General features: G+C 65.2%; 20 protein-coding genes. 7 read left to right on the top strand and 13 right to left on the bottom strand.

Features of this window, described 5'->3' with window-relative positions; all coding sequences use genetic code 11:
* Positions 1–5: 5 nt before the first annotated feature.
* The 5 genes from HNO53_RS05940 to HNO53_RS05920 all read right to left on the bottom strand — a co-directional run bounded on the left by HNO53_RS05940 (position 6) and on the right by HNO53_RS05920 (position 6,499).
* Positions 6–671 (bottom strand): alpha/beta hydrolase, encoded by a 666-nt coding sequence (locus tag HNO53_RS05940; protein ID WP_209476964.1) that lies wholly within the window; start codon positions 669–671, stop codon positions 6–8.
* Positions 672–750: 79 nt separating this feature from the next.
* Positions 751–2,520, bottom strand: a complete 1,770-nt coding sequence (locus HNO53_RS05935; protein ID WP_209476962.1) for an SLC13 family permease — start codon at positions 2,518–2,520, stop codon at positions 751–753.
* Between the two features lie 211 nt (positions 2,521–2,731).
* Positions 2,732–2,938 (bottom strand): cold-shock protein, encoded by a 207-nt coding sequence (locus tag HNO53_RS05930; protein WP_010629501.1) that lies wholly within the window; start codon positions 2,936–2,938, stop codon positions 2,732–2,734.
* 217 nt (positions 2,939–3,155) lie between these two features.
* Positions 3,156–4,808, bottom strand: a complete 1,653-nt coding sequence (locus HNO53_RS05925) for a GMC family oxidoreductase (RefSeq protein ID WP_209476960.1) — start codon at positions 4,806–4,808, stop codon at positions 3,156–3,158.
* A 179-nt stretch (positions 4,809–4,987) separates the two neighbouring features.
* Positions 4,988–6,499: a CoA-acylating methylmalonate-semialdehyde dehydrogenase gene (locus tag HNO53_RS05920; RefSeq protein ID WP_209476958.1), complete on the bottom strand. Its 1,512-nt coding sequence runs from the start codon at positions 6,497–6,499 to the stop codon at positions 4,988–4,990.
* 173 nt (positions 6,500–6,672) lie between these two features.
* On the opposite strand from HNO53_RS05920, the gene HNO53_RS05915 reads away from it, so the two are divergent.
* On the top strand, positions 6,673–7,578 hold the full coding sequence (locus tag HNO53_RS05915; protein ID WP_209476957.1) for a LysR family transcriptional regulator: 906 nt from the start codon (positions 6,673–6,675) through the stop codon (positions 7,576–7,578).
* A 101-nt stretch (positions 7,579–7,679) separates the two neighbouring features.
* Here HNO53_RS05915 and HNO53_RS05910 read toward each other — a convergent pair whose 3' ends face one another.
* A complete protein-coding gene (locus tag HNO53_RS05910; RefSeq protein WP_209476955.1) occupies positions 7,680–8,153 on the bottom strand; it encodes a PepSY domain-containing protein in 474 nt (157 codons plus the stop codon).
* Between the two features lie 138 nt (positions 8,154–8,291).
* Between HNO53_RS05910 and HNO53_RS05905 the strand changes: the two genes are divergently transcribed.
* From HNO53_RS05905 to HNO53_RS05895, 3 genes are read left to right on the top strand one after another with little or no spacing between them, the layout of a single operon-like run.
* Positions 8,292–8,672, top strand: coding sequence for a PepSY domain-containing protein (locus HNO53_RS05905; RefSeq protein ID WP_209476953.1), 381 nt, complete (start codon positions 8,292–8,294; stop codon positions 8,670–8,672).
* Positions 8,669–9,340, top strand: coding sequence for a response regulator transcription factor (locus HNO53_RS05900; RefSeq protein WP_209476951.1), 672 nt, complete (start codon positions 8,669–8,671; stop codon positions 9,338–9,340). Before HNO53_RS05905 ends, HNO53_RS05900 begins: the two co-directional genes overlap by 4 nt.
* Positions 9,337–10,701, top strand: coding sequence for a sensor histidine kinase (locus tag HNO53_RS05895; protein ID WP_209476950.1), 1,365 nt, complete (start codon positions 9,337–9,339; stop codon positions 10,699–10,701). Before HNO53_RS05900 ends, HNO53_RS05895 begins: the two co-directional genes overlap by 4 nt.
* Here HNO53_RS05895 and HNO53_RS05890 read toward each other — a convergent pair.
* The 4 genes from HNO53_RS05890 to HNO53_RS05875 all read right to left on the bottom strand — a co-directional run bounded on the left by HNO53_RS05890 (position 10,698) and on the right by HNO53_RS05875 (position 14,761).
* Entirely contained in the window at positions 10,698–11,504 is an 807-nt protein-coding gene (locus tag HNO53_RS05890; RefSeq protein ID WP_209476948.1) for an ABC transporter permease, read from the bottom strand. The two genes, HNO53_RS05895 and HNO53_RS05890, sit on opposite strands and share 4 nt — an antisense overlap.
* Positions 11,501–12,388, bottom strand: coding sequence for an ABC transporter permease (locus tag HNO53_RS05885; RefSeq protein ID WP_209476946.1), 888 nt, complete (start codon positions 12,386–12,388; stop codon positions 11,501–11,503). The genes HNO53_RS05890 and HNO53_RS05885 overlap by 4 nt, the downstream gene beginning before the upstream one ends.
* The gene (locus HNO53_RS05880; protein ID WP_209476944.1) at positions 12,381–13,550 is read right to left on the bottom strand and encodes an ABC transporter ATP-binding protein; all 1,170 of its coding nucleotides are present in this window, start codon (positions 13,548–13,550) and stop codon (positions 12,381–12,383) included. The genes HNO53_RS05885 and HNO53_RS05880 overlap by 8 nt, the downstream gene beginning before the upstream one ends.
* A 95-nt stretch (positions 13,551–13,645) precedes the next feature.
* A complete protein-coding gene (locus tag HNO53_RS05875; protein WP_209476942.1) occupies positions 13,646–14,761 on the bottom strand; it encodes an extracellular solute-binding protein in 1,116 nt (371 codons plus the stop codon).
* A 379-nt stretch (positions 14,762–15,140) separates the two neighbouring features.
* Between HNO53_RS05875 and HNO53_RS05870 the strand changes: the two genes are divergently transcribed.
* The gene (locus HNO53_RS05870; protein ID WP_209476940.1) at positions 15,141–16,337 is read left to right on the top strand and encodes a GGDEF domain-containing protein; all 1,197 of its coding nucleotides are present in this window, start codon (positions 15,141–15,143) and stop codon (positions 16,335–16,337) included.
* A 9-nt stretch (positions 16,338–16,346) separates the two neighbouring features.
* Here the strand turns inward: HNO53_RS05870 and HNO53_RS05865 are convergent, their stop codons facing one another.
* Together HNO53_RS05865 and HNO53_RS05860 are read right to left on the bottom strand one after the other, a co-directional pair.
* Positions 16,347–17,426, bottom strand: coding sequence for an NAD(P)-dependent alcohol dehydrogenase (locus HNO53_RS05865; RefSeq protein ID WP_209476938.1), 1,080 nt, complete (start codon positions 17,424–17,426; stop codon positions 16,347–16,349).
* A gap of 127 nt (positions 17,427–17,553) precedes the next feature.
* The gene (locus tag HNO53_RS05860) at positions 17,554–18,111 is read right to left on the bottom strand and encodes an NnrU family protein (protein ID WP_242597619.1); all 558 of its coding nucleotides are present in this window, start codon (positions 18,109–18,111) and stop codon (positions 17,554–17,556) included.
* A gap of 133 nt (positions 18,112–18,244) precedes the next feature.
* Here HNO53_RS05860 and HNO53_RS05855 point away from each other — a divergent pair, with 133 nt between their 5' ends.
* Positions 18,245–20,173 carry a metallophosphoesterase family protein gene (locus HNO53_RS05855; RefSeq protein ID WP_209476935.1) on the top strand — a complete coding sequence of 643 codons (1,929 nt, stop codon included), beginning with the start codon at positions 18,245–18,247 and terminating at the stop codon, positions 20,171–20,173.
* Positions 20,174–20,242: 69 nt separating this feature from the next.
* On the opposite strand, the gene HNO53_RS05850 is transcribed toward HNO53_RS05855, so the two are convergent.
* Complete coding sequence (locus HNO53_RS05850; protein WP_209476933.1) at positions 20,243–21,733, bottom strand: FAD-dependent oxidoreductase; 1,491 nt, start codon at positions 21,731–21,733, stop codon at positions 20,243–20,245.
* A 212-nt stretch (positions 21,734–21,945) separates the two neighbouring features.
* On the opposite strand from HNO53_RS05850, the gene HNO53_RS05845 reads away from it, so the two are divergent.
* Positions 21,946–24,210, top strand: coding sequence for a S8 family serine peptidase (locus HNO53_RS05845; protein WP_209476931.1), 2,265 nt, complete (start codon positions 21,946–21,948; stop codon positions 24,208–24,210).
* Positions 24,211–24,254 lie beyond the last annotated feature (44 nt).

Genomic DNA, 24,254 nt, shown 5'->3' with positions numbered 1-24,254 from the left:
CAGCTTCAACCCAGCCGTTCGTTGAGCCAGGTAGCAATGTCGCCCACCTGCTGCGGACAGACCGCATGCGCCATGGGATAGCTCTGGTAGTGCACCGCGTAGCCCAGCCCCTGCAGGCGCTGGTAGGCCGCCTTGCCCAGCGACTCGGGCACTACCGGATCGAAGGTACCGTGGTGAATCTCGACCGGCAGCTCACGGTTGGCCTCGGCCAGTGCGATCGTCTCGGCAGTGGCGAAGTAGGTCGACATGGCCAGCAGGCCGCCCAGCGGTGCATCGAAGGAGAGCGCCGCCTGGTAGGCCACCGCCCCGCCCTGGGAAAAACCGGCCAGGATGATGCGCCGGCTGTCGATGCCATGATCGATCTGCTCCTGTATCAGCGCCTGGATGCGCTCGGCGGAGGCCACCAGCTGTGCCGTGTCGACGCGACGGTCGAGGCTCATCTCGTGGATGTCGTACCACGCCGGCATCACCATGCCGCCGTTGATGGTAACCGGCAGCCGCGGCGCATGGGGCAGGATGAAGCGCACGTCGAGTCCCGCTTTCAACGGCAGCGCCGGGACCAGAGGCTCGAAGTCATGTCCATCGGCTCCCAGGCCGTGCAGGATGAAGACACAGGCATCGGCCGGACGGCCGCTCTTCGGCTCGATGATCAGTTCGCCGGGATGGCTCATGGCTGGGCTTCCTTCGTCGCAGTCTGGGCAAAGCCGACACCCTACCGCAAACCCGTGACCACGGCGAGAGCGGCGCTCTTCAGAACGGCCACACCAGCGGAATCAGCACCAGCGCGACGATCGCCGTCAGAATGTTGAGCAGCCCGCCCACGCGCAGGAAATCGCCGAAGCGGTAGCCGCCAGGACCGTGCACCATCAGGTTAGTCTGGTAGCCGATGGGCGTGAGGAAGCTCGCCGATGCGGCGAACATCACCGCCACTACGAAGGGCATGGGATTGACGCCGAGGCTCTCGGCGCTGGCCATGACCACCGGGAAGGTAATGACCGCCGCGGCGTTGTTGGTGACCAGCTCGGTCAACAGCGCCACCAGCAGATAGCTGCCGATCAGCAGCAGCCAGGGATTGCCGTCGGCCAGTCCCAGTGCCAGACCGGCCAGGGTCGCCGCTGCGCCCGAACTCTCCAGCGCGGCGCCCAGGCCGAACGAGGCGGCAATCGTCAGCAGTACCTGGGTATCGAGCCCGCGCTTGGCCGCCCCCACCGAGCAGCAACCGCTGGCGAGTGCTGCCACCGCGCCCAGCATGGCGGCGTTCATCATGCTCATCACGCCGAAGGTGGCGAGTGCCACGACGCCCACCAGGATGCTCCAGGCCAGCCATGCCTTCTCGTGGTTGGGCCGTGCCTGGCCATTGACCTGGCTGATCAGCAGGAAGTCGCGCGACTGGCGGTGACGCTCGATGAAGGGAGGCCGCGCCTCCAGCAGTAGCACGTCGGCAGGTTGCAGTCGTACCTGGCCCAGGTTGCCGGCCACCCGCTCGCCGCCTCGGCATACCGCCAGCACGGCGGCGCCATACAAGGTTCTGAAATGGCCGTCGCGAATGCGTTTGCCGACGAACTGGCACTGATCCGAGACCACCGCCTCGACCAGGCGCCGCTCCTTGAATTCCTTTTCCAGGCTCGATGCGCCATGGTGCGATGGCACCAGGCCACGAATCTGCTGCAGTTCCACGGCACCGTCGGAAGTACCGGCGAAGACCAGCCGATCATGCCCCTTGAGACGCTCTCCCGGCCCCACCACGCTGACCACGTTACCGTCGCGTTCGATCTCAACCAGGAACAGCTCTCGCAGATGGCGCAGGCCCGCCTCTTCCACCGTGCGGTCGACCAGCGGCCCCGCCGGGTCGACCTCCATCTCGATGGTGTACTCGCGAGGATTCTCGAAGGCCGAGGCCGCACCGCGGCGTTGCGGCAGCAGGCGCGGCGCAACCAGGACCAGGTAGAGCGCTCCGACCACGGCCACGGGCAACCCTACCCAGGCCAGGTCGAACAGCCGCATGGCAAGCGCCGGGTAACGCTCCACCAGCAGGCCATGCACCACCAGGTTGGTGCTGGTGCCGATCAGCGTGATGGTGCCGCCGAGTATCGAGGCAAAGGAGAGCGGCATCAGCAGGCGATGCGCCGGGAGCTGCAGGCGTCGGCTCCAGCTCAGCACCGCGGGGATGTAGGTGGCCACGACCGGCGTGTTGTTGAGGAAAGCGCTGAGTGCAGCGACCGGAACCACCAGACGAGTCAAGGCGCCGCTCTCGACGCGAGGTCGTCCCAGCACGTGGCGAATGATCAAGTCGATGCCGCCTGTCTCGCGAATGCTGGCCACCAGCACATACATGAAGGCCACGGTGAACAGGCCGGTGCTTGAGAAGCCGCCCAGCGCCTGGGCCGGCTCGATGACACCGAGGGTCAGCAGCAGAATGACCGCGCCCAGCAGCACGATATCGGGGCCGAGGCGTGAGAACGCCATCAGAGGAAAGACGGCGAGGACGATGACGAGAGCTAGCCAGGCATCCAGCGGCATGGGAAAGGGTCCGTGCACATGGGAACGTCGAGCTATTGTGCACTGCCGCTACTTATTCTAAAAAGTTATTTTTAGAAATTCAAAAATAACTAAAAAACATAAGGAGCGAGAAAGAAAAGCTCTCCTGCCACACACGAGCACAACGAAAAAGGCCCGCCTGAGCGGACCTTTTCTGAGCTGCTTACGCAGTCACATCAATGTCAGTTGGCGGTTAGCCGATGACCTTGATGTTGGAGGCCTGAAGGCCTTTCTTGCCCTGAGTGACGTCGAAGGAAACCTTCTGGCCGTCCTGGAGGGTCTTGAAGCCGTCAGCCTGGATCTCGGAGAAGTGCGCGAACAGGTCGTCGCCGTTGTCGTCCGGAGAGATGAAGCCGAAGCCCTTGGTGTCGTTGAACCACTTGACAGTACCGGTAGCCATTATCGAATTCCTCTAATAGCATTGATTTTCCGGGAAATACCCGAGTTGCAGTGGGTAAAACAAGAAACTTTTCACCGGGAAATCAAGACGCCATGAGCGTTTCGATGACCACCTGCGATGTTCGACTTGCTAACCAACTGCACGCATCTTGCTCTGTTCAGGCACCCACGTCAAATACTATTTTGCATCGATGACGTAATTTTTACCGGCCCATTCTTTACCTACCCGCGAGAATCCAGCCTGCCGCCTTCTCGGCGATCATCAGCGTGGGCGAATTGGTGTTGCCGCTGGTGATGGTGGGCATGATGCTGGCATCCACCACCCGCAGCCCCTCGACGCCGTGCACACGCAGGTGGCTGTCCACGACTGCCATGGGATCGTCACTCTTGCCCATCTTCGCCGTACCCACCGGGTGGAAGATGGTGGTGCCGATGTCACCGGCCAGCCGTGCGAGATCCTCGTCGCTTTGGTACTGCACGCCGGGCTTGACCTCCTCGGGGCGGTACTTGGCAAAGGCCGGCTGCTCGGCGATACGCCGGGTGACCCGCAGCGAGTCCGCCGCCACGCGACGATCCTCCTCGGTGCTGAGGTAGTTGGGGGCAATGGCCGGGGCCTGGTGCGGATCGCGGCTCTTGATGCGCACGCTGCCCCGGCTGGTGGGGTTCAGGTTGCATACGCTGGCGGTGATCGCCGGGTAGTCGTGCAGCGGCTGGCCGAAGGCCTCGAGGCTGAGCGGCTGCACGTGGTACTCGATGTTGGGGTGTTCGTACTCCTCACTGCTGCGGGTGAAGATGCACAGCTGCGAAGGGGCCATGCTCATCGGCCCGGTGCGACGCAGCAAGTACTCCATGCCGATCTTCGCCTTGCCCAGCCACGAGGCGGCCAGGGTGTTGAGGGTCTTGGCGCCGGTCACCTTGTAGACCGAACGGATCTGCAGGTGGTCCTGCAGGTTCTCGCCGACGCCGGGCAGCTCGTGAACCAGCGGAATGCCATGCTCGGCCAATAGCGCCGCGGGGCCGATTCCGGAGAGCTGCAGCAGCTGCGGCGAGCCGATGGCACCGGCGGCCAGGATCACCTCGCGCTTCGCCCTCACCCGCTGAATCACGCCGTCGCGTTCGAGCTCGACCCCGTTGGCGCGGGGCTTGCCGCCCTCAGCGGTGTCGAACAACAGGCGATGGACCTGAGCGGAGTGCCACAGGGTGTAGTTGCTGCGTTTCTCGCACACCGGACGCAGGAAGGCCTTGGCAGCGTTCCAGCGCCAGCCGTCGCGCTGGTTGACCTCGAAGTAGTCGACGCCCTCGTTGTCGCCGCGGTTGAAGTCCCGTGTCCGCGGGATACCCGCCTGCACCGCCGCCTCGGCGAAGCTGTCGAGCACCTCCCACTTGAGGCGCTGCTTCTCGATGCGCCATTCGCCGCCGTGGCCGTGATAGTCGCGGTGAGCGGCATCGCCGTCGCCGCCCTCGTCCAGGCGGTAGTGGTCTTCGTGCCTCATGAAGTCCGGCAGGCAGTTGGCCCAGCGCCAGTCGTCGTCGCCCACCAGCTCGGCCCAGCCGTCGTAGTCGCGGGCCTGGCCGCGCATGTAGAGCATGCCGTTGATGCTCGAGCAGCCGCCCAGGGTCTTGCCGCGGGGGTAGATCAGCGAGCGGCCGTTGAGGCCCTCGTCGGGCTCGGTCTTGAAGCACCAGTCGGTGCGCGGGTTGTTGATGCAGTAGAGATAGCCCACCGGGATGTGCACCCAGTGATAGTTGTCGCGGCCGCCCGCCTCGATCAGCAGCACCCGGTTGGCCGGGTCGGCGCTGAGACGGTTGGCCAGCAAGCAGCCGGCGGTACCGGCGCCCACCACGATGTAGTCGAATTCCTGCTCTGCCATGGCGTGCTCCCTCGACATGCCCCGTTCGAGGCTGATCCGAGGGGAAGACCTGCGAGGAGGCGCTGTGAACCCATCCCTGGGCGCTACATTTGCCATCCATGGCAAATGACCTCCTCTTCGGTCTCCCCTCGGCGCCTCTCACTGACGTCTTTCGAATCCTGCAAATGTGCTGGTAAGGATTATTTATGGGTCGGCATGGCGAACTCGGCACCCGCGTTGATCGAGTCCGACCAGCGCTGCATGATCGACTTCTGCTTGGTGTAGAAGCGCACACCCTCTTCGCCGTAGGCGTGGGTGTCGCCAAACAGCGAGCGCTTCCAGCCGCCGAAACCGTGCCAGGCCATGGGCACCGGGATCGGCACGTTGATGCCGACCATGCCGACCTGGATGCGACGGCCGAACTCGCGGGCCACGCTGCCGCTCTCGGTGAAGCAGCTCACGCCGTTACCGAACTCGTGGTCGTTGATCAGCTGGATGGCGGTGGCCACGTCGGGCACCCGCACGCAGGCCAGCACCGGGCCGAAGATCTCTTCCTGGTAGATGGTCATCTCCGGAGTGACGTGATCGAACAGCGAGCCGCCCATCCAGAAGCCTTCGTTGCAGCCGTCGCCGGTGGTGGCAGCATCGAATTCGCGCCCGTCGACCACCAGTTCGGCGCCCTCGGCTACGCCCTTCTCGATGTAGCCGGTGATGCGCTGGTGGGCCTGGGCGGTGACGATGGGGCCCATCTCGGCGTCGAGCTCGAGGCCGTTCTTGACCTTCAGCGCGCGGGCGCGCTCGGCCAGGCGCGGAACGATCTTGTCGGCGACGTCGCCGACCAGCACTGCGACGCTGATCGCCATGCAGCGCTCGCCGGCGCTGCCGTAGGCGGCGCCGATCAAGGCATCGACGGCCTTGTCGAGGTCGGCATCGGGCATCACCACCATGTGGTTCTTGGCACCGCCCAGGGCTTGCACTCGCTTGCCGTGGCGCGCACCGTTCTCGTAGATGCGGTTGGCGATGGGCGTGGAGCCGACGAAGGAGAGCGCCTGCACGTCGGGGTGCTCGATCAGCGCGTCGACCGACTCCTTGTCGCCCTGCACCACGTTGAACACGCCGTCGGGCAGACCGGCCTGCTTGAGCAGGTCGGCGATCAGCAGCGAGGCGCTGGGGTCGGTGGGGCTCGGCTTGAGGATGAAGGTGTTGCCGGCGGCAATGGCCACCGGGAACATCCACATCGGCACCATGGCCGGGAAGTTGAACGGGGTGATGCCGGCCACCACGCCCAGCGGCTGGCGCACGGTCCAGTTGTCGATGCCGCCGCTCACCTGCTCGGTGTAGTCGCCCTTGAGCAGTTGCGGGATGCCGCAGGCGAACTCGACGATGTCGATGCCGCGGGCCACTTCGCCCTGGGCGTCGGTGAAGACCTTGCCGTGCTCCAAGGTGATGGCGCGGGCCAGCTCGTCCTTGTGGGCGTTGAGCAGCTCGAGGAACTTGAACAGCACCCGCGCGCGGCGGATCGGCGGGGTATCGGCCCAGGCCGGGAAGGCAGCCTTGGCCGCGGCAACGGCGGTCGCCACGTCGCCGCGGGAAGCGAGCGCCACATGCCCCGACACCTGCCCGGTGGCCGGGTTGAAGACCTCCTGGGAACGGCCCGATTCGCCGGCCGTCATTTGCCCATTGATATAATGTGCGATCGTGTTCTGAGTCATGAGTTACCCTCTCTTGTCGTTGGCAGCGTTCGGTTGAGTGCCGCGTCATCCGTCGCTCTCAGCGAGCAGGCATAAAGCTGTGACCATCTAGCCTACCGCGCCTAGCGTCACGATCAATTGAGAAATCCAAAAGCAAGATATAAGGTATTTTTATATCCAGGCAGGACACCACCATGCATGATCTCCCCGCCCTGCGCGCCTTCGTCACCGTGGCTCGCGAGGGCAGCGTCTCCCGCGCCGCCGAGCGTCTGCATCTGACCCAGCCGGCGGTGAGCCTAAAGCTCAAGCACCTGCAGGAAGCGCTGGGACTGACGCTGTTTCGTCGCCGCCCCCAGGGTCTGGCGCTGACCGCCGACGGTCACGCCTTGCTGCCCCCGGCTGAGCGGGCGCTGGCCGCCATGGCCGCCTTCGAGCAGAGCGCCCGCGCCCTGCACAGCACCCTTCGCGGCCGGCTGCGCATCGGCACCATCGTCGACCCCGAGTTCATTCGTCTGGGCGCTTTCCTGCACCGCCTGGTGGAGCGTGCTCCGCAGCTCGAGACCGAGCTGCAGCACGGCATGAGCGGCAGCGTGCTGGAATGGATACGTCGCGACGAATTGGATGTCGGCTTTTTTCTCGCGCCTCCCGGCGAAGGCCCCGGACCTGATACACCGGGAATCGCCCACCGCGAGCTAACTCATTTCCACTATCATGTAGTGGCCCCGCCGGGCTGGGGCAGCCGTGTGGCCAATCCTGACTGGACGAGCCTGGCCGCCCTGCCGTGGATCGTCACGCCGACGCTATCGGCCCATCACCGGCTGCTGCACGGCATGCTAGACCCGCTCGGCGTCATGCCAAAAGGTGTGGCACAGGTGGATCAGGAGGCGTGCATGCTCGATCTGGTGCGCGCCGGCGTGGGCCTCAGCCTGGCCCGCGACGCCCTGGCGATGGCCGAGCGCCAGGAGCGAGGGCTGGTCGTCGTCGAGGGCGTGCGCCTGCCCTGCGCGCTGTGCTTCGTGTGGCAGCGCGAGCGTAGGGAAGAGCCTGCCATCGCCACGGCGCTGGAAGTGCTGGAAGAGGTGTGGGGCAACCAGCCCTGAGCACCAGGGCCCGCCGCGAATTCCGCGCCGGGCCCTGCCCGTTATAGCTGTTGCATCTGAGCTAGCCTGAGCGCCGCTGCGGGCAGCCCTGGCGAATGCGGTCAGTCGCGCTCCACTTCCACCAAGCCGCTTTCGCCCTGCTGGGTTCGCACCTCGATCTCGCGACCGTCGGCGTCAATGCCCTCGATCTCGACACGGCCGTCGCGGTCGACCTGGATCTCCTCGAACTCGACCAGGCCCTCGGCTACCGCCGCCTGCATGGCCAGGCGCACGTCCTCCTCGTTCATGCCCCAGGCGCCACCGTCACGGCGATTGCGCTGCTCTTCGAGGGATTCGCCATTTTCCAGCGACAGGCGCACGTCGGCCTGCCATGTCTCATCGAGCCAGCCCTCGATCTCGATGGTGTCGCGCTCCTTGGCCTCGATCTCCTGGAAGTGCTGAAAGCCGAAGGTCGTACCCTGCTTCAGCGCCTCGTCGATGCGGTCCGCCGCCAGGTGACCATCGTCAGCCTGCACCGTGGTGCCGGCGAGCATCAGGGTGGCCAGGGAACCGATCAGGATCATCTTGCGTTTCATGGGTCTCATCTCCATTCATGGTCACGTTCTAGGCGTCCTGTTTCTGGACACAGATCAGGTTTTATCACCGTCCACCTTGCCCGAAGCTGACGGTGGCGTTCATGCTGTGTTCATGTCGGGCGCGGCATCCTTGGCGACATGAAGACACACCTCCTGCGATCCAGCTCCTCCCTCGCCTTCGCTCGTCGAGCGCTGCGAGCTCTGCTGCTGTCGGCACTCCTCGGCCTGATCGCTGGCCATGGCCTGGCCGATGAGCACTGGCGCGACCTCCACGAAGCCGTACGCAGCGGACGCCTGGTTGCGCTGCCGGAGATCCTCGACTGGCTGGAAGCCCGCTACGAGGGGCATGTGCTCGAAGTGGAACTGGAGCGCGACGATGGCCGGCCGGTCTACGAAATCGAGATGCTCGGCCCCCAGGGCCAGGTGGTGGAGTTCGAGTTCGACGCCGAGAGCGGCGAGCTGATCGGCATGGAAGGCGTCAATATCGACGGCATGCGGCGCAACGAGGAGGCGCAATGAAAGTGCTGCTGGTGGAAGACGACGAAGCGCTGGCCACAGCACTGGCGGAGGCGCTGCACGAGGCCGGGGTGCTGGTCGAGCGGGTCGGCAGCGGCAGCGAGGCCGACTTCCTGGTCCATACCGAAGCCTACGATGCCGTGATCCTCGACCTGGGACTGCCCGACGGCGACGGCAGCCGCTGGCTTGCCCAGTGGCGGGAGGAGGCCATTGAACTGCCGGTGCTGGTGCTGACCGCACGCACCCGCTGGGCCGACAAGGCTGCCGGTTTCTCCGCCGGTGCCGACGACTACGTGACCAAGCCGTTCGAGACCGCCGAAGTGCTGTTTCGCCTGCGCGCCCTGGTACGCCGCAGCCACGGCCACGCCCATCCGGTGCTGCGCATCGGCGAGCTGGCTTTCGACACCCACACCGGCAGCGTCACCCTGGCGGGTCGCCCGGTGAGCCTGACCGCCCAGGAGTCCCGTTTGCTCGCCTACCTGGCCCACGCCGCCCCGCGAGTGGTCACCCGCAGCGAACTCGTCGAGCACGTCTACGATCGTGATCACGAACCCGACTCCAACGTCATCGACGTGCAGATCAGCCGCCTGCGCCGCAAGCTGGGAGCGGAGCGCATCGAGACCCGTCGCGGCCAGGGTTACCGGCTCAACGGCGACGCCGAGGCGTCATGAGCCGCCTACGCCGCTTGTCGCTGGCCAGCCGGCTGATACTGGCCACCCTGCTGGTGCTGACGATTACCCTGCCGCTGGCCGGTCTCGGCCTCGCCCAGCATTTTCGCACCACCGCCACCGGGGCCTTCGATCGCCAGCTGGAGGCACTGCTCAACGTGGTGATCGCCGGGATCGCCTGGGATGACGTGCAGCAGCGGCTAGTACAAGAGCGCGACCTCGGCGACCCGCGCTTCGAGCAGGTGTTCTCCGGCTGGTACTGGCAGGTCAGCGACGGCGGCGAACGGGTACTGACCTCACGCTCGCTATGGGATCAGCGCCTGCCCGTGCGCAGCACCGTGGACGTACTCCACCACGACCAAGTGGGCCCACGCGATATGCCGCTGCGGGTCATCGAGCGCGATATTCAGCTAGCACCGCTCGAGACGCCACTGCACGTCAGCGTGGCAGCACCGCGGAAGACGCTCGATCTCGAACTGGATCGCTTCGCCCGGCTGGTGGCGCTATCGCTTGCCGGCCTTGGGCTGCTGGTGTTGACGATGTTGGCGCTGCAGGTGCGCTGGGGCCTGGCGCCGCTGCGGCGCATGCAGGGCGACCTGTCGCAGGTCGAGAACGGTGACGCTGAACGCCTCGACACCCGCCTGCCCGCCGAACTGGCTCGCCTGGCCGGGGCCATGAACGCCGTCCTGGAGCGCGACCGGCGCCTGATGGCGCATGCACGTCATGCTGCAGGCAACCTGGCACATGCGCTGAAGACTCCGGTGAGCGTACTGACCACCCTGGCCGATGGCATCGAGGAGCCACGCCGCAGCCGCGTTCGCGACGAACTCGCCCGCATCGACAGCGCCGTACGCCACCACCTGGCCCGTGCCACCGCAGCAGGCGATGCCGGCCTGGCTCCCAGGATAGCCATCGCCGAGACCCTGGCCCCGATCCTCGAAGGGCTGGGACGCCTCGCCGGGCGCCGCGGCGCTACTCTCGAGCACCGGGTAGAGGAAGGCCTCCGGGTCAGGATGGCGCCCCAGGACCTGCAGGAGCTCGTCGGCAACCTGCTGGACAACGCCCTGCGCTGGGCCAACCGCCGGGTTCGCTTCAATGGCTACGAAGCTGACGATGGACTCTGGCTCAGCGTAGAGGACGATGGCCCCGGCATGGACGCGGCCCAGCGCCAGGCTGCCATGGGTCGCGGCGCCCGACTGGACGAGCAGCGCTCCGGCAGCGGGCTTGGGCTGGCCATCGTCGCCGATCTGGCGGCCCTGCACGGCGGCCGGCTGGTGCTGGACACCTCTCCCCTCGGCGGCCTTTCCGCCCGGGTATGGCTGCCGGCCCAACCGCTCGCCGGGATGCCGGCCAGGATGGACTAGACGCCCTTCACCAACTGCGCCGCCTCTCTGCGCCGCTTGAGCTCGTAGACGACGGCGAACAGCACCGTGATCAGGATCAGGGTCAGCCCCAGCGCATTGACCGCCGGGGTGAGGCCGGTGCGCACCTTGGAGGCGATGTAGACCGTCAGCGTGGTGTCGTAGCCGACCACGAACAGCGTGGTGTTGTAGTTCTCGAAGGATTGCAGGAAGGCGATCACCGCCGCCGAGTAGAGCGCCGGCTTGAGGTAAGGCAGCAGGATGCGCCGGAACATCTGCCACTGGCTGGCGCCGAGATCCAGCGCCGCGCGCTCCATGGTGCGGTCGAAGCGCTGCAGGCGTGCAGTGACCATCAACATCACGTAGGCGGCGATGAAGGTGGCCTGACCCAGCACGGTGAGGAAGATGCCGCCGCTGACACCAAACTGGCGCCAGAAGATCAGCGTGGAGATGCCGATGATCACGCCGGGAGTCAGCAGCGGCGAGAGGATCAGGGCATAGAGAAACGGCTTGGCGCGGCTCGTCACGGTGTTGAGGAACAGCGCCGTGGCGATGCCGATGGGCACGGCGACGACCAGCACGCCGGCGGCCACGATCAGGCTGTTGCCGAGCGCCTGCCACATGCCGCGGTCGGCGGCGAGCTCGCCGAACCAGCGCAGGGTGGTACCGTCCCAAGGCGTCACGGTGGGGAAGCGGCTGTCGTTGAAGGTGGCCGCCGCCATGATGATCAGCGGCAGAAACAGGTAGGCGAAGAAGATCACCACGTAGAAGCGCAGGCCGAAGGCCAGGAAGCGTTGCGAACTCATCTCCCAATGTCCCCCAAGCCCACTTTGAACACTTTCATGACCAGCGACATGAAGCCGATGCACAAAACCAGCAGCAGGAAGGCGTAGGCCGCGCCCTGGTTCCAGTTGCCGCCCTCGAAGAACCAGTTGTAGATGATCTGGGTGAACCAGCGGCTGCCCGGCGAGCCGAGCAGTGCCGGCACGGCGTAGCTGCCGGCCGCCAGCATGAAGGTCATGATGCAGCCGGTGGCGATCCCCGGCTTGGCGTGGGGAATGACGATGCGCCGATGAGTGCGCACGGTGCCCGCCCCCAGGTCGCGCGCCGCACGCACCTGATTGTCGTCAAGGCTCTCGATGGCGTTGTAGACCGGAAACACCATGAACAGGATGTAGGCGTAGACCATGCCGACCATCACCCCGCCGTTGCCGCTGAGGAAACGTATCGGCCGCTCGATCAGCCCCAGCATCATCAACACTTCGTTGAGCGGGCCGCGAAACGCCAGGATGATGAACCAGGAGTAGGTGCGCAGGATCTCATTGATCCAGAACGGCACGATCAGCAGCAGAATGCACAGCGCTGCCTGCCGCGGGGTGGCGACCTTGGCCAGGTACCAGGCCAGTGGATAGCTCACCGCCAGCGTCAGCAGCGTGACCAGCACGCTCGACCAGATCGTCTTGAAGAAGATGGTGCGGTGGATGTCGTTGTCGAACAGCGTGGCATAGTTGGCCAGGGTGAACCGATCGTCGGGCCCGCCGATCTGGGCCGGCAGCAGATTGGGCTTGAGCGAGTACTCGATCATCTGCAGCTGCGGCAGCGTCACCATCACGATCAGCCAGATCCCCAGCAGGGTGACGATGGCCATCGCCAGCGGCCCACCGAAGCGGGCCTGCAGTTGCCTAAACATGCGTCCCTCCGGCCTTCGTCCTGTCGCCGTCCACCACCTCGCCGGTCTCCTCGTCCACCATCGGGCTGCCGTCGTCGGGCAGCACCACGGCGTCGGCCGGATCGAAACCGAAGGTCATGCGCTGGCCGATGGCAAGCGCCCCGGCCTGGCCACGCGACACCTCGTGGCCCAGCTGCACGCGCAGCTTTTCACCCGAGGCCACCAGCCGCGTCTCGAGCATCATCCAGGCGCCCTCGAAGTGCACCGCCTCGATTTCCGCCTCGAGCCTCGGCCCCGCGGCATCCGCCGCCACTGGGCGCAGGTGCTCGGGACGCAGGAATAGCGCCGCGGCTTGGCCGTTGGTCAGACGCGTCTCACGGCCCGCCCGTCCGGCCAGCTCGCCCAGCGCGCCAGCGTCGAGACGCACCCGCTCCCCTTCTCGGTCGGTCACGCACGCCTGGAGGCGGTTGTTCTCGCCGACGAAGGAAGCGACGAAACCAGTGGCCGGCTCGCGGTAGAGCGTCATGGGATCGGCGACCTGCTGGATGCGACCGGCCGACATCACCGCCACCCGGTCGGACATGTTCAATGCCTCGCCCTGGTCGTGGGTGATATAGATGAAGGTGATACCGGTCTTGCGCTGGATCGCCTTGAGTTCGGTGCGCATGTGCTGGCGTAGCTTGAGATCCAGCGCCGACAGCGGCTCGTCGAGCAGCAACACTCGCGGCTCCACCGCCAGCGCCCGGGCGATGGCCACGCGCTGCTTCTGCCCACCCGAAAGCTCGGTCACCCTCTTCGGCCCGCTGCCCTCCAGTGCCACCAGCGCCAGCAGCCGCTCGGAAACATCACGCCGCTTGCGCTTGTCGACCCCGCGCACCTCGAGGCCGAACTCGATGTTCTCGAACACGGTCATCAGCGGGAACAGCGCCAGGTTCTGGAAGATCATCGCCGTGGGCCGACGGTTCACCGGCACGCCGGCCATGGACTCTTCGCCAATGAATACCTGCCCCTCGCTTGGCGTGAGGAACCCGCTGACGATGTTGAGCAAGGTGGTCTTGCCGCAGCCTGAGGGGCCGAGGAAGCTGAAGAACTCGCCCGAGCCTATCGCCAGCGAAGTCTTCTCGATAGCGGTGAAGTCGCCGAAGCGCATCACCACCTCATCCAATCTGACGCTACCGTCCATCAAGTCTTTGCCTTTAATTACGTACTTGTTCCATCAATGCAGCGGAGCGGCTTCGACCTGACATCGAAGCCGCTTGCGGAAGGTGAAAGCATCACCTAGGCACTTAAGTAGCGATCCTGGTACTCATTGCGCAGCGCCACGTACCACGGCTCCTGGATAGGCCACCACCACAGGTTGGCCAGATCCTGCTCGGTGTAGGAGTCGGTGAAGAACTGGCGCGTCTCGTCGGGCAGCAGTTCGGTGGCTCCCTTGGAGGTGGAGTTGTAGCCGGTCGCCTTGACGAACAGGGCACCCGCCTCGGGCGTGTAGTACCAGTTGATCAGCTCGTAGACGGCGTCCGGATTCTGGGCATTCTTGGGAATCACGAAGCCTTCCATCCACGCCAGCGCGCCTTCCTTGGGCGCGCCGTAGGCGATGTCCTCGCCCTCCTGCTGCAGGCGGAAGGCGGTGGAGTCCCAGGTCTGACCGATGATGGCGCCGTTGGTGCGGAAGGCCGCCTGGGCATCGTTCTCGGTATCCCAGAACTGCACCAGCATGTGCTTGTGCTTGACCGCCTCTTCGAGGATGACATCGAAGTTGGCGCGCATCGCCTCTTCGCTCTTGTAGGAGTCGAGCAGCGGATGCGGCAGCCGGCCCTCGCGCTCGAGCCACAGACCGATGCCCACCAGCGCCGAATGGCCGCGTACGGTCACGCCCTGGCCGTGTTCGGGATTCCACAGGTCGGCGTAGCTGAGATTGGCGCGGTCGACTTTGGCGTCGCGGCGATGCCAGGTGATCGCCTCGGTGCCCCAGTCGCTGGGCGCGAAGTAACGCTTGCCGTCGACCACGCCGCCGACCTCGGAGCCCTCGATGGCGCTGTCGAGCGCACCGGACCAGTTGATGCGTGACTCATCCAGCGGCTGCACCAGGTCATAGTCCAGGTAGCCGGGCACCCGATCCACGGTGGGCATGATCACGTCGAAGCCGGTACCGTCGGTGGCCCGCAGCGAGTTCATCAGCTCGTCGTTGGTGCCGTAGGGCGTGAAGGTCGCCCGAATGCCGGTCTTCTCGGTGAAGTCGGCCAGCATCTCGTCGGTGAAGTAGCCCGCCCAGGCGTAGATGCGCAGGGTCTGTTCCTGAGCCAACACCTTGTTGATGTAGAACGACGGCACGGTAGCGGCAGCGCCGGCAGCCAGGGTGCCTTTGAGGAAACGGCGACGTGTAAACGACATGACGGTTCTCCATGAGGGTCTTGCACAGGGTGACAGGGGTCAGTGGCTTGGCCCCCGACCCTTATCGCGCGACTCCATGACGATGAGATGAACATTGAATGACCGTTCAACTCTCATGTAACAAAGAGTAGCAGCCGCCAGGAAAAACTCCGTAGGCCGATTCAACGCTGCATTTCCTCTGTGACGCCGGCCGAGGGTGTCGGCGTGAATGAAGGTGCTTGGCTCTATGCGCCGCAGCGAGCATGGCCCACCCCAGCGGCTGGCCGTAACCTACGCCTGCTGGTAGCCTGCCGAAAATCAACGAAAAAAAGTGCGCCCGCTGGCCAAACGCGGCGAGCGCACGGCCCCGTCGACCTGACACGCTGAGGGACAACGCCCCATGTCGGCCATTACGCAGGGCGCGAGCCCCCCGCTGAGGCGTTTCAGTCTGCGCTTCTGCGACCCGCAACGGGAACATGCCTACCGGCAGGAGACCTTGCCGCGCACCCTGATCCAGGCGCGCGCGGCGATGCTGGTCGGCGTGCTCGTCTACCTGCTGTGCGGACTGCTCGACATCTGGCACGTCCCGCCGGAAGCCAGGTGGAGCGTCTGGCAGTCTCGCCTCACGGCCCTGATGGTGCCGAGCTTGCTGCTGGCGATCAGTTTCACCTCGGCCTTTCAGCGCCTGGTGCAGTGGTGGCTGCTGGCCGTCTGCGTGGCGGCCGGGTTCGGCCTGATCGCCATCCAGTCACAGGTGCCACTCGAGAACACCCCCTATTATTACCCCGCCATGGTGATGTTGACCTTTTACACCTACAACTTCATCGGGGTTCGCTTCCCTTATGCCCTGGGCATCGATGCCCTGCTGCTGGCGAGTTACAACCTGGTCTTCGGCGTGCTGCTCGACTATCCCGTGCATATTCTCTTCAGCCACAACGTCTTCATCGTCTCGGCAAACTTGATCGGCGGCACCACGGGCTATCTGACAGAGCGCCAGAGGCGTCAGCTGTACCTGCGTGAGAAGGAACTCGAGGAGGAACGACGTTTTCATCGCGAGCGCTCGCTGCACGACCCCTTGACAGGACTCCCCAATCGCGAGCTGCTGTACGACCGCATCGAGCAGGCCCTGGTCGCCAGCCAGCGTCATCGAAAACTGCAGGGCGGGCTGTTCATCGACCTCGACGGGTTCAAGCAGATCAACGACCGTCTCGGCCACCGAACCGGAGACAAGCTGCTCGAGCAGGTCGCCCGCCGCCTGTCGGCCAGCGTGCGCAAGACCGACACGGTGGCGCGAATCGGCGGGGATGAGTTCTTCGTGCTAGCCCGTGACCTGGATGCCGAGCAAGACATACATCGACTGGCGTCCAAGCTGCTGGAAAACCTCAGCCTGCCGTTGGCCGACGTACCGGAGCCCTTTACCCTCAGGGCCAGCATCGGCGTGTGCCTGTTCCCCTACCCGGGCATGAGCGTCGACGACATCGTCCACCGTGCCGACATGGCCATGTATCGGGTGAAATCCGCGGAGAAGAACGGCTACTGCCTGGCGAAATACGAAGCCTGCCAGAGCGGGGCGGGGTTCCGCCCCGACACGGCCTAACCTAGCGCCTCAGCCGGCCTGGATCGCCACCTTGAGTACTCCATCGCGCTGGTGCGAGAAGAGGTCGTACGCGTCGACGATGTTCTCCAACGCATAGCGATGAGTGACCAGGGGGCCGAGGTCCAGTCGCCCGGTTTCGATCACCTGCATCAGCCGGCGCATGCGCTCCTTGCCGCCGGGGCACAGTGAGGTGACGATCTTGTGGTCGCCCAATCCGGCGCAGAACGCCCCGAGCGGGATCGTCAGATCTTCGGAATAGACGCCCAGGCTCGACAGGGTGCCGCCCGGCTTGATCACCCGCAGCGCCGACTCGAAGGTGGACTGCAGCCCCAGCGCCTCGATGGAGGCGTCCACGCCGCGCCCGCCGGTCAGACGCAGGATCTCCTCGACCACGTCGACCTTGCGGAAGTCGAGGGTGACGTCAGCACCCATCTGCCGGGCCATGGCCAGGCGCTCGTCGACGCCGTCAACGGCGATGATCAGCCCGGCGCCGCGCAACCTGGCTCCTGCCGTGGCACATAGGCCGATCGGTCCCTGGGCGAATACCGCCACGCTGTCGCCGATCCGGATGCCCGCCGATTCGGCGCCGGCGAAGCCGGTCGACATGATGTCAGGACACATCAGTACCTGCTCGTCGGTCAGACCGTCGGGCACCGGTGCCAGGTTGGCCTGGGCGTCGGGCACCAGCAGGTATTCGGCCTGGGCACCGTCGATGGTGTTGCCGAAGCGCCAGCCGCCCATCGGCTTGTAGCCGTGGGCATTATGACCTCCGTCCTGGGCGCAGCAGCCGTCCTGGCAAGCGTAGGAGGTAAAGCTGGGGCAGATGGCGCCGGCGATCACCCGCTGCCCTTCCCGATACCCCTGCACGTTGGCACCCAGCTTCTCGATCACCCCGACCGGCTCGTGACCGATGGTGAGCCCCTTCTCGACCGGGTACTCGCCCTTGAGGATGTGCACGTCGGTGCCGCAGATGGTGGTGGTGGTAACGCGAATCAGGGCGTCGTTGGGGCCGATCTCGGGAATCGGCTTGTCGTCGATCTCGATGCGCCCCGGCTCGACGAATATCGCCGCTTTCATCATGGCAGGCATGGGTGTCTCCTCATGGACGTGTAGCCGCCGAGCGGCATCGTCCCCCAGGTTCGTCCAATGCCGGCCGGAGCGCCTTGATCCACGTCATGACTTTCGGCTAAGCGAACGGAAGCACTGCCCCACTACGTTACATCACCGGTACGCCGGCCACCCAAACGTGCAGATGGAAGGCGAACAGATAGTAGGCGATGAGACCAACAGCGAGCGTGATGACGGTACCGGACATACGCGGCGACACGGCCGGCGCCGGCTGACGCCGCCGCGCGGAGCGGAAGTCGAGCACGGCCCACAGCAAAAAGGCGCCGAAGAAGACGATGTCGCCGAGGCGGCCGTTGGCCAGTAGGTGTGCGAATGCCCAGACCTTGACCGCCAACACCATGGGATGGCCCAGCTTGGCCTTGATGTGGTTGTTGGGGACGTAGGCCGCCACCAGCAGGATGAAGGCAGGCAGCATCAGCAGCGCCACGGCGTGACGCATCCCTGTCGGCGGGTGCCAGACCCAGGTCGGGTCGAGGCGCATGTGACCGTAGCCCCAGATGGCCAGCGCCAGGCCGACGATGGACACGACCGAGAACAGTGCCTTCCAGCGCATCTCGCCCATCTTGCGAATTTGCGCACCGCGCCAGTCATCGGCAACGATGCGTATGGAGTGCATGCCAAGAAAGATCACGAGACCCACGATCATCACGAACACGGCAATGCCTCCATCAGCAAGAATTGAACGAATCGCTGCCCAGCCTACTCACTTGGACTGTTCAGCGCCAGCCATCGCATCATGTACGCGCCTGACCAGGCAGGCGACTCACGAGGAGGATTCGATGACCCAAGCGGCCCCGCCCCTGCCAGACGTGCTGGCAGGCCCTCTGTTGCGACGCCTGGCGCCCGAGCGTCTGACCCTGTGGCTGGTGGCCTCACAGCCGTTGGAACTCGCGCTCATGCTGCACCCCGCGGGCCTGCCACCTCGGCGCTTGCCACTGGGCGAGGAGCGGCTTCAGCGTATCCCCGTGGGCCGCCACGCCTGGCTGCACTTGATCGATGTCTCGCTGGCCACCCCGCTACCCACCGGCACTCCCATCGACTACGACCTCAAGATAGTCGCTGACACGACCGAGCGCGGCATCGCCGAGTGGGCGCCGCACCTGCTTCATGAAGGTGCAAGCTATCCCCGCTTCGTGCTGGCCGAGCACCACCACCGGCTGCTGCACGGCTCCTGTCGCAAGCCCCACCATGACGGCCCCGATGGACTGGCCCACGCCGATGGCTGGCTCGCCGAGCGGCATCGGCAGCCGCAGGAGTGGCCGGCCTGGCTGCTGCTGACCGGCGACCAGATCTACGCCGACGACGTGGCCGGCCCGATGCTGGTCGCCATCCATGCCCTGATTGCACGCCTGGGGCTGTTCGACGAGGAACTGGAAGGCGCCACGGTGCCCGACAGCCAGGCGCTCTATCGCGACGCGGCGACCTATTACCGGCGCGAGGCGCTGCTGCCCGACACCGAGAGTGGTACCGCCCTGCGCGAGCGCTTCTTCGGTGGCGTGCGCAAGCCGGTCTTCACCACGGCCAACGCCCACAATCACCTGATCAGCTTCGCCGAGATCATCGCCATGTATCTGCTGGTGTGGTCGCCGGTGCCATGGCGTCTGATCGAGACAAACCCTCCTTCGCTCGACGGCGAAGACCACCAGCGCTTCCTGGACGAGCAAGCCATCATCGAGCGCTTCGTGGCCGACCTGCCCGCCTGCGCCCGGCTGCTGGCACACCTGCCCACGCTAATGATCTTCGATGACCATGACGTGACCGACGACTGGAACCTGACCGCCGACTGGGAGCAGATCGCCTATGGGCATCCTTTCTCGCGTCGCATCATCGGCAATGCCCTGCTCGCCTACTTACTCTGCCAGGGCTGGGGCAACGACCCCGACCGCATGGCCGAACTCACGACACGCAGTGCCGCACTGATGGAACGGGCCAGCCAGAACGAGGGGCGTCTCCCGTTCGAGGAGCAGAATGCCTTATTGCAGCAGGTGCTGCGCTTCCAGGGCTGGGAGTACCGTATTCCCGGCACGCCCCCCCTGCTGGTGCTGGACACGCGCACGCGTCGCTGGCGCAGCGAACGCCACCCCTCACGCCCCTCGGGCCTGATGGACTGGGAGGCATTGATCGAGCTGCAGGAGGGCATGCTCGACGCGCCCTCGGCGATCATCGTGTCCCCCGCCCCCATGTTTGGGGTCAAGCTCATCGAGGCGGTGCAGCGGCTCTTCACCCTGGCCGGCAAGCCGCTGGTGGTGGATGCCGAGAACTGGATGGCGCATCGCGGTGCCGCCAGCGTCATGCTCAACATCTTTCGTCACTCCCGTACGCCGGGCAACTACGTGATTCTCTCCGGCGACGTTCACTACTCCTTCGCCTACGACATCGAACTGCGCCATCGCCGGTCGGGACCGAGGCTTTGGCAGATCACCTCCAGCGGCATTAAGAACGCCTTTCCCGACACCCTGCTCGACTGGTTCGACCGGCTCAATCGCTGGCTCTATGCCCCGCGTTCCCCGCTCAACTGGTTCACCAAGCGTCGCCGCCTGGTCATCCACCCACGCGACCCCGACCGCGCCAAGGCGGGTGAACGGCTGTGGAACGGCAGCGGCATCGGCATCGTCGACTTCGACGACAAGGGGTGCCCCAGCGACATCCGCTATCTCGATGCCCGGGGCTTCGAGGTGAGGTTTCCGCCCGCACGCATCTCGAAGTAGCGTTCGCGTAATCGGGTCATCGCCAGCGCGGTGCGCCGGGGACGTTCGGAGTACTACGAGACGAACCCGCTAGTCGCGTCCACCGCACTTGGCCAAGGAATGGTACGCGGGGCCTTCGATCACTTCGCCGTCGGTATCGAAGCGGCTGCCGTGGCAGGGGCAATCCCACGACGCTTCGCTGGGATTCCAATGCACGATGCACTTCATGTGCGGGCACACCGCGGACAGCACCTTGAGCTCGCCTGCTTCGGTGCGGTGGATGGCAAGCTTCTCGCCATCGACGGTCGCCACTCGACCCTGCCCCGGTCCGATGCACTCGACGCTCTCGAGCTTCTCGGTGCCCAGGTAGTCCTTCACCATATGCTTGGTGACGCTGACGTTCTCCTTGACGTACTGACGTGCGGACTTCCCTGGGGTGATGCGCCGCGCCCCGAAGCGTGCCTCCCAGGGATTTTCGCGTTCGAGGACCTGGTCGGCGATGATCATCCCGGCCAGGGTACCCCAGACCAGGCCGTCGGCAGCGAAACCAGTGGCCATGTACAGGTTGTCGTGGCCATGCATGCGGCCGATGTAGGGCAGCCCGTCCGGTGAGGTATATTGCTGGGCCGACCACTGCTGAGCAAAGCTCTCCACGTCGAACCGGGCGTCGAGATAGTCACGCAGGTTGCGATAGGCTTCGACCTGGTGATGGCCGAGCGGGTGCTTCTCGCCGATGACCATCAGGTAGTGGTCGTCGCCGTGGCGGTAGCTGCGCAGCGAGTGGAAGGGATCGAGCACCCAGAAGATGCCCTCGGGATAGTCGCCGCTGCGTAGCCGGGCACTCACCGCATACTCTCGCGACACCGGCATACCCGCCTGCACCAGGCTGATGCCCTTCGGCGTGTGGGTCGCCTGGATGATGTGCTTCGCACTGATGCTGCCTGTGTCGGTCCTGAGTCGCCCCTTGTCAGCGTCGATCTCTCGCACCGGGCTGTGCTGAAGAATCAGCACGCCCTCGCCGAGCAGCGCATCGGCCAACCCCTCGACGTAGCGCAGCGGGTTGAACTGGGCCTGGTGGGCGATACGAACGCCCCAGCTATCGAAGGGTAATCCGGCCTCCTCAACCGTCTCGACATCGAGCCCCGCGCTGACCAGCGCATCGAGTTCTTCGTTCAAATCACGCCCGGCGTGCTGACGCTCCTCGGTCACCAGGCGATAGGCCGGCTGGCGCTGGAACTGACAGTCGATGACGAAGCGCTGCACCAGCGCCTCGATGTGGTCGAGCGCCTCGGTCCTGGCTCGTACCACCTCGGCGGCCACCTCATCGCCCCACTTGTGGCGCAGCGGCGCCTGCCCAGAGGCCAGCGTGGTGTAGAGATTGCCGGTAGAGCCCCCCGTAGCCCCGCTTCCCACCGTACCCGCCTCGAGTACCATGACCTTGAGACCGGCCTCGGCCAGTGGCAGTGCAGCGGTCAGCCCGGTGATGCCGGCGCCGACGATGGCGACATCCACTTCGGCATCCTCGACCAGGGGCGGATGTTCGGCCACGCCTCTGCTGCCCAGCGTCCATATCGCTTGCATAACGACTCCTTTCGTTACTTGCCTGTCCACAGTTATAGATGCCCTGTCGGAGGTCCGCTAACGACGCTTACCGGGCGAGATATTTCGTCACCGAGGGGTGACGAAGTTACCGTCGCCTTCCTCCTATGCTTGTCAGATGCGGTGTACTTGGCAGCGCCTGGCAGCCACTCTCGCCACAGTACCGCAATAACGACAAGGACTTAGGAGCAAGCATGGCACAAGGACGCGACACCAATGCCCGCTTGGCAGGGATGCTGCTCGCCCTATCGCTGGCCGGGTGCAGCAGCGGCGGCGGCAGCTCGCCATCGAACGGAGACGCTCCCCCTCCCTCCCCGCCACCGCACGACCTGCAACCGAGCCCCGTCGATCCCGACCCGGATGTCGAGTCCCCCGATGGCCGCTATTCGGTATTCGTCGGTGTGGCCGATTCAGGGTTTCGCCTCTCTCATGAAAGCCTACAGCCACGGCTGGCGACGGTTAGTAACGTCGCCGAACCCGATGACCCCGACGTCAGCACAGCGAGCCGGCACGGCACGGCGGTGGCGTCGGTGGTGAGCCTATCGCGTGATACCCGAGACCTGGCGCCCGGCGATCATGGTCTCCACTTGGCCAAGGTCAATCGAGACGACGAGACACATAGCTATGCCAACGTGATGGACTACAGCACCGGCTATCTCGCCGACCTGGGTTCACGCGTGATAAATCATAGCTATAGCGGTCGCCTCGAAGCCCCCAGCACAACGGCAAGCTACCTGGGGCGTAAATCCCTCGATTCGCTGCGCCGCATGGTAACCGCCAACGACGGCCTGGGCTCGGTGTATGTGGTCGCCGCCGGCAACCAGGGCGAAGCGCTGCAGGCCGAACGTCCGATTCACCAGCATACCGATCTCTTCGAGCGCATGCTGATCGTCGGCGGCTCGACCCGAAGCGACACGAATGAGGTGGAAAAAGCCCCACTCAGCAATTTTCCCGGTACCGACGCAAATTGGCAGTCGCGATTTCTCACCGCCCCCTGGCGGACGCTGGTGGCGCTGGACGACGCCGACGATAGCTACGGCTGGGGCCAGGGCACCTCGTTTTCGGCCCCGCGGGTCAGCGCTTATGCGGCCGCCATCATCGAGTTGTGGCCGCACCTGGACGCCACGCAGGTGTCGCAGCTGCTGCTGGACACCGCCGACCGGACATCGCCGCTCTATGCCCGAAACGACTGCGGAGAGAGCGGCAACGTGAACTGTGGCTATTTCTATCTGGGCCAGGGCGAGGCCAGCCTCGAGGATGCCCTCGAGCCTCAAGGAGAACTGGTCATGCCGACCGGCGACAGCGTCGACCAGGGCGGACAACCGCTCGAGCGGAGTGCTGCCCAGCTCTCGGCCGCCTATGGCGATGCGCTGGAGACGTCAGGCGTGCTGAAGGAAGTTGCCGTCTTCGACGAGCTCGGTCGCGACTACCGCACCGACCTTTCAGGCCATGTATCGCAACGCATCGAGCGCAACCGCTCGATGCATCGCCGCATGGAACACATGGCGGTAGCAACCCAGGGGCATCGTGAAGAGACGCGCGGCAAGTTCGACAATATGAGCTTCTTTGCACGCCATGACGCCTTCGGCGACACCGCCGCCGCCAGGCTGGACGGTCGCATCGGCCGGCACCGTTGGTCGCTGTTCCAGTTCCGCGGCGATGAGCCTAACCCCATGAGCCCCCAAGTCGAAGCCGGCTTCATGCCGATGCTCTCCTTCCAGGGCGGCACGGCCATCACCCGCGGGCTAGACCGGATCGCCGGTGTTCGTCATCGCCTCGATTTCAATCAGCACGTGTCGCTGCTGGCCGAGCACTGGTCCGGCAGCTCGCCTGAAGAAACGACACCCCTGACGGATCGCTATCATGCCGACCGCTCCAGCATTTCCCTGGCCCTGGCGCTGAGCGAACGCCTGACCTTGACGGCAGGCGCCGGGGTCAGGCGCGAAGATCGCGGCCTGCTCGGTGCCCAGGGTACGGGAGCTCTGGCAATGGGCGAGGATAACCGGCTGGACCTGCATCGCGTTCAACTGGACTATCGCCTTGGCGACTCACTCACCGCTTTCGCCAGCCATGAGGAAGGACGCGGCGAGATGAGCGGTAGTGGGCTGATCCAGTCCATCGAGGGCATCCGTACCCGGGAAACCACGTTCGGCCTGCAGTGGCACGGTAAAGGCCATCAAGCTGCCTTCGCCCTGCGCCAGCCGATGCGTCTTGCCGATGGCGAGGCGGAGTTGCAAATACCCACCGGACGCACCTTGGACGGCAAGGTGCTGCGCGACGACGTTCAGGTCTCGCTGGCTCCCTCCGGGCAGCAACGCGATCTCGAGTTCGGCTATGCGCTGCTGCCCTCGGAACACACCCGGTTGCAGCTCAATCTGCTCTATTCCATCGAACCGGGACACGACCGCAATGCCGACGATGAGATAGCTGCCATGCTCAACTACACGCATCGGTTTTGAAGGCTGCGCAAGATCGCCCAGGCTGGGGTTGCTGTACCTCATGA

It is taken from the genome of Billgrantia antri, assembly GCF_017868935.1.
Taxonomy (GTDB): Bacteria; Pseudomonadota; Gammaproteobacteria; order Pseudomonadales; family Halomonadaceae; genus Halomonas; species Halomonas antri.
Note: the sequence above shows the minus strand (reverse complement) of the source record. Positions and strands in the feature narration are given on the sequence as shown.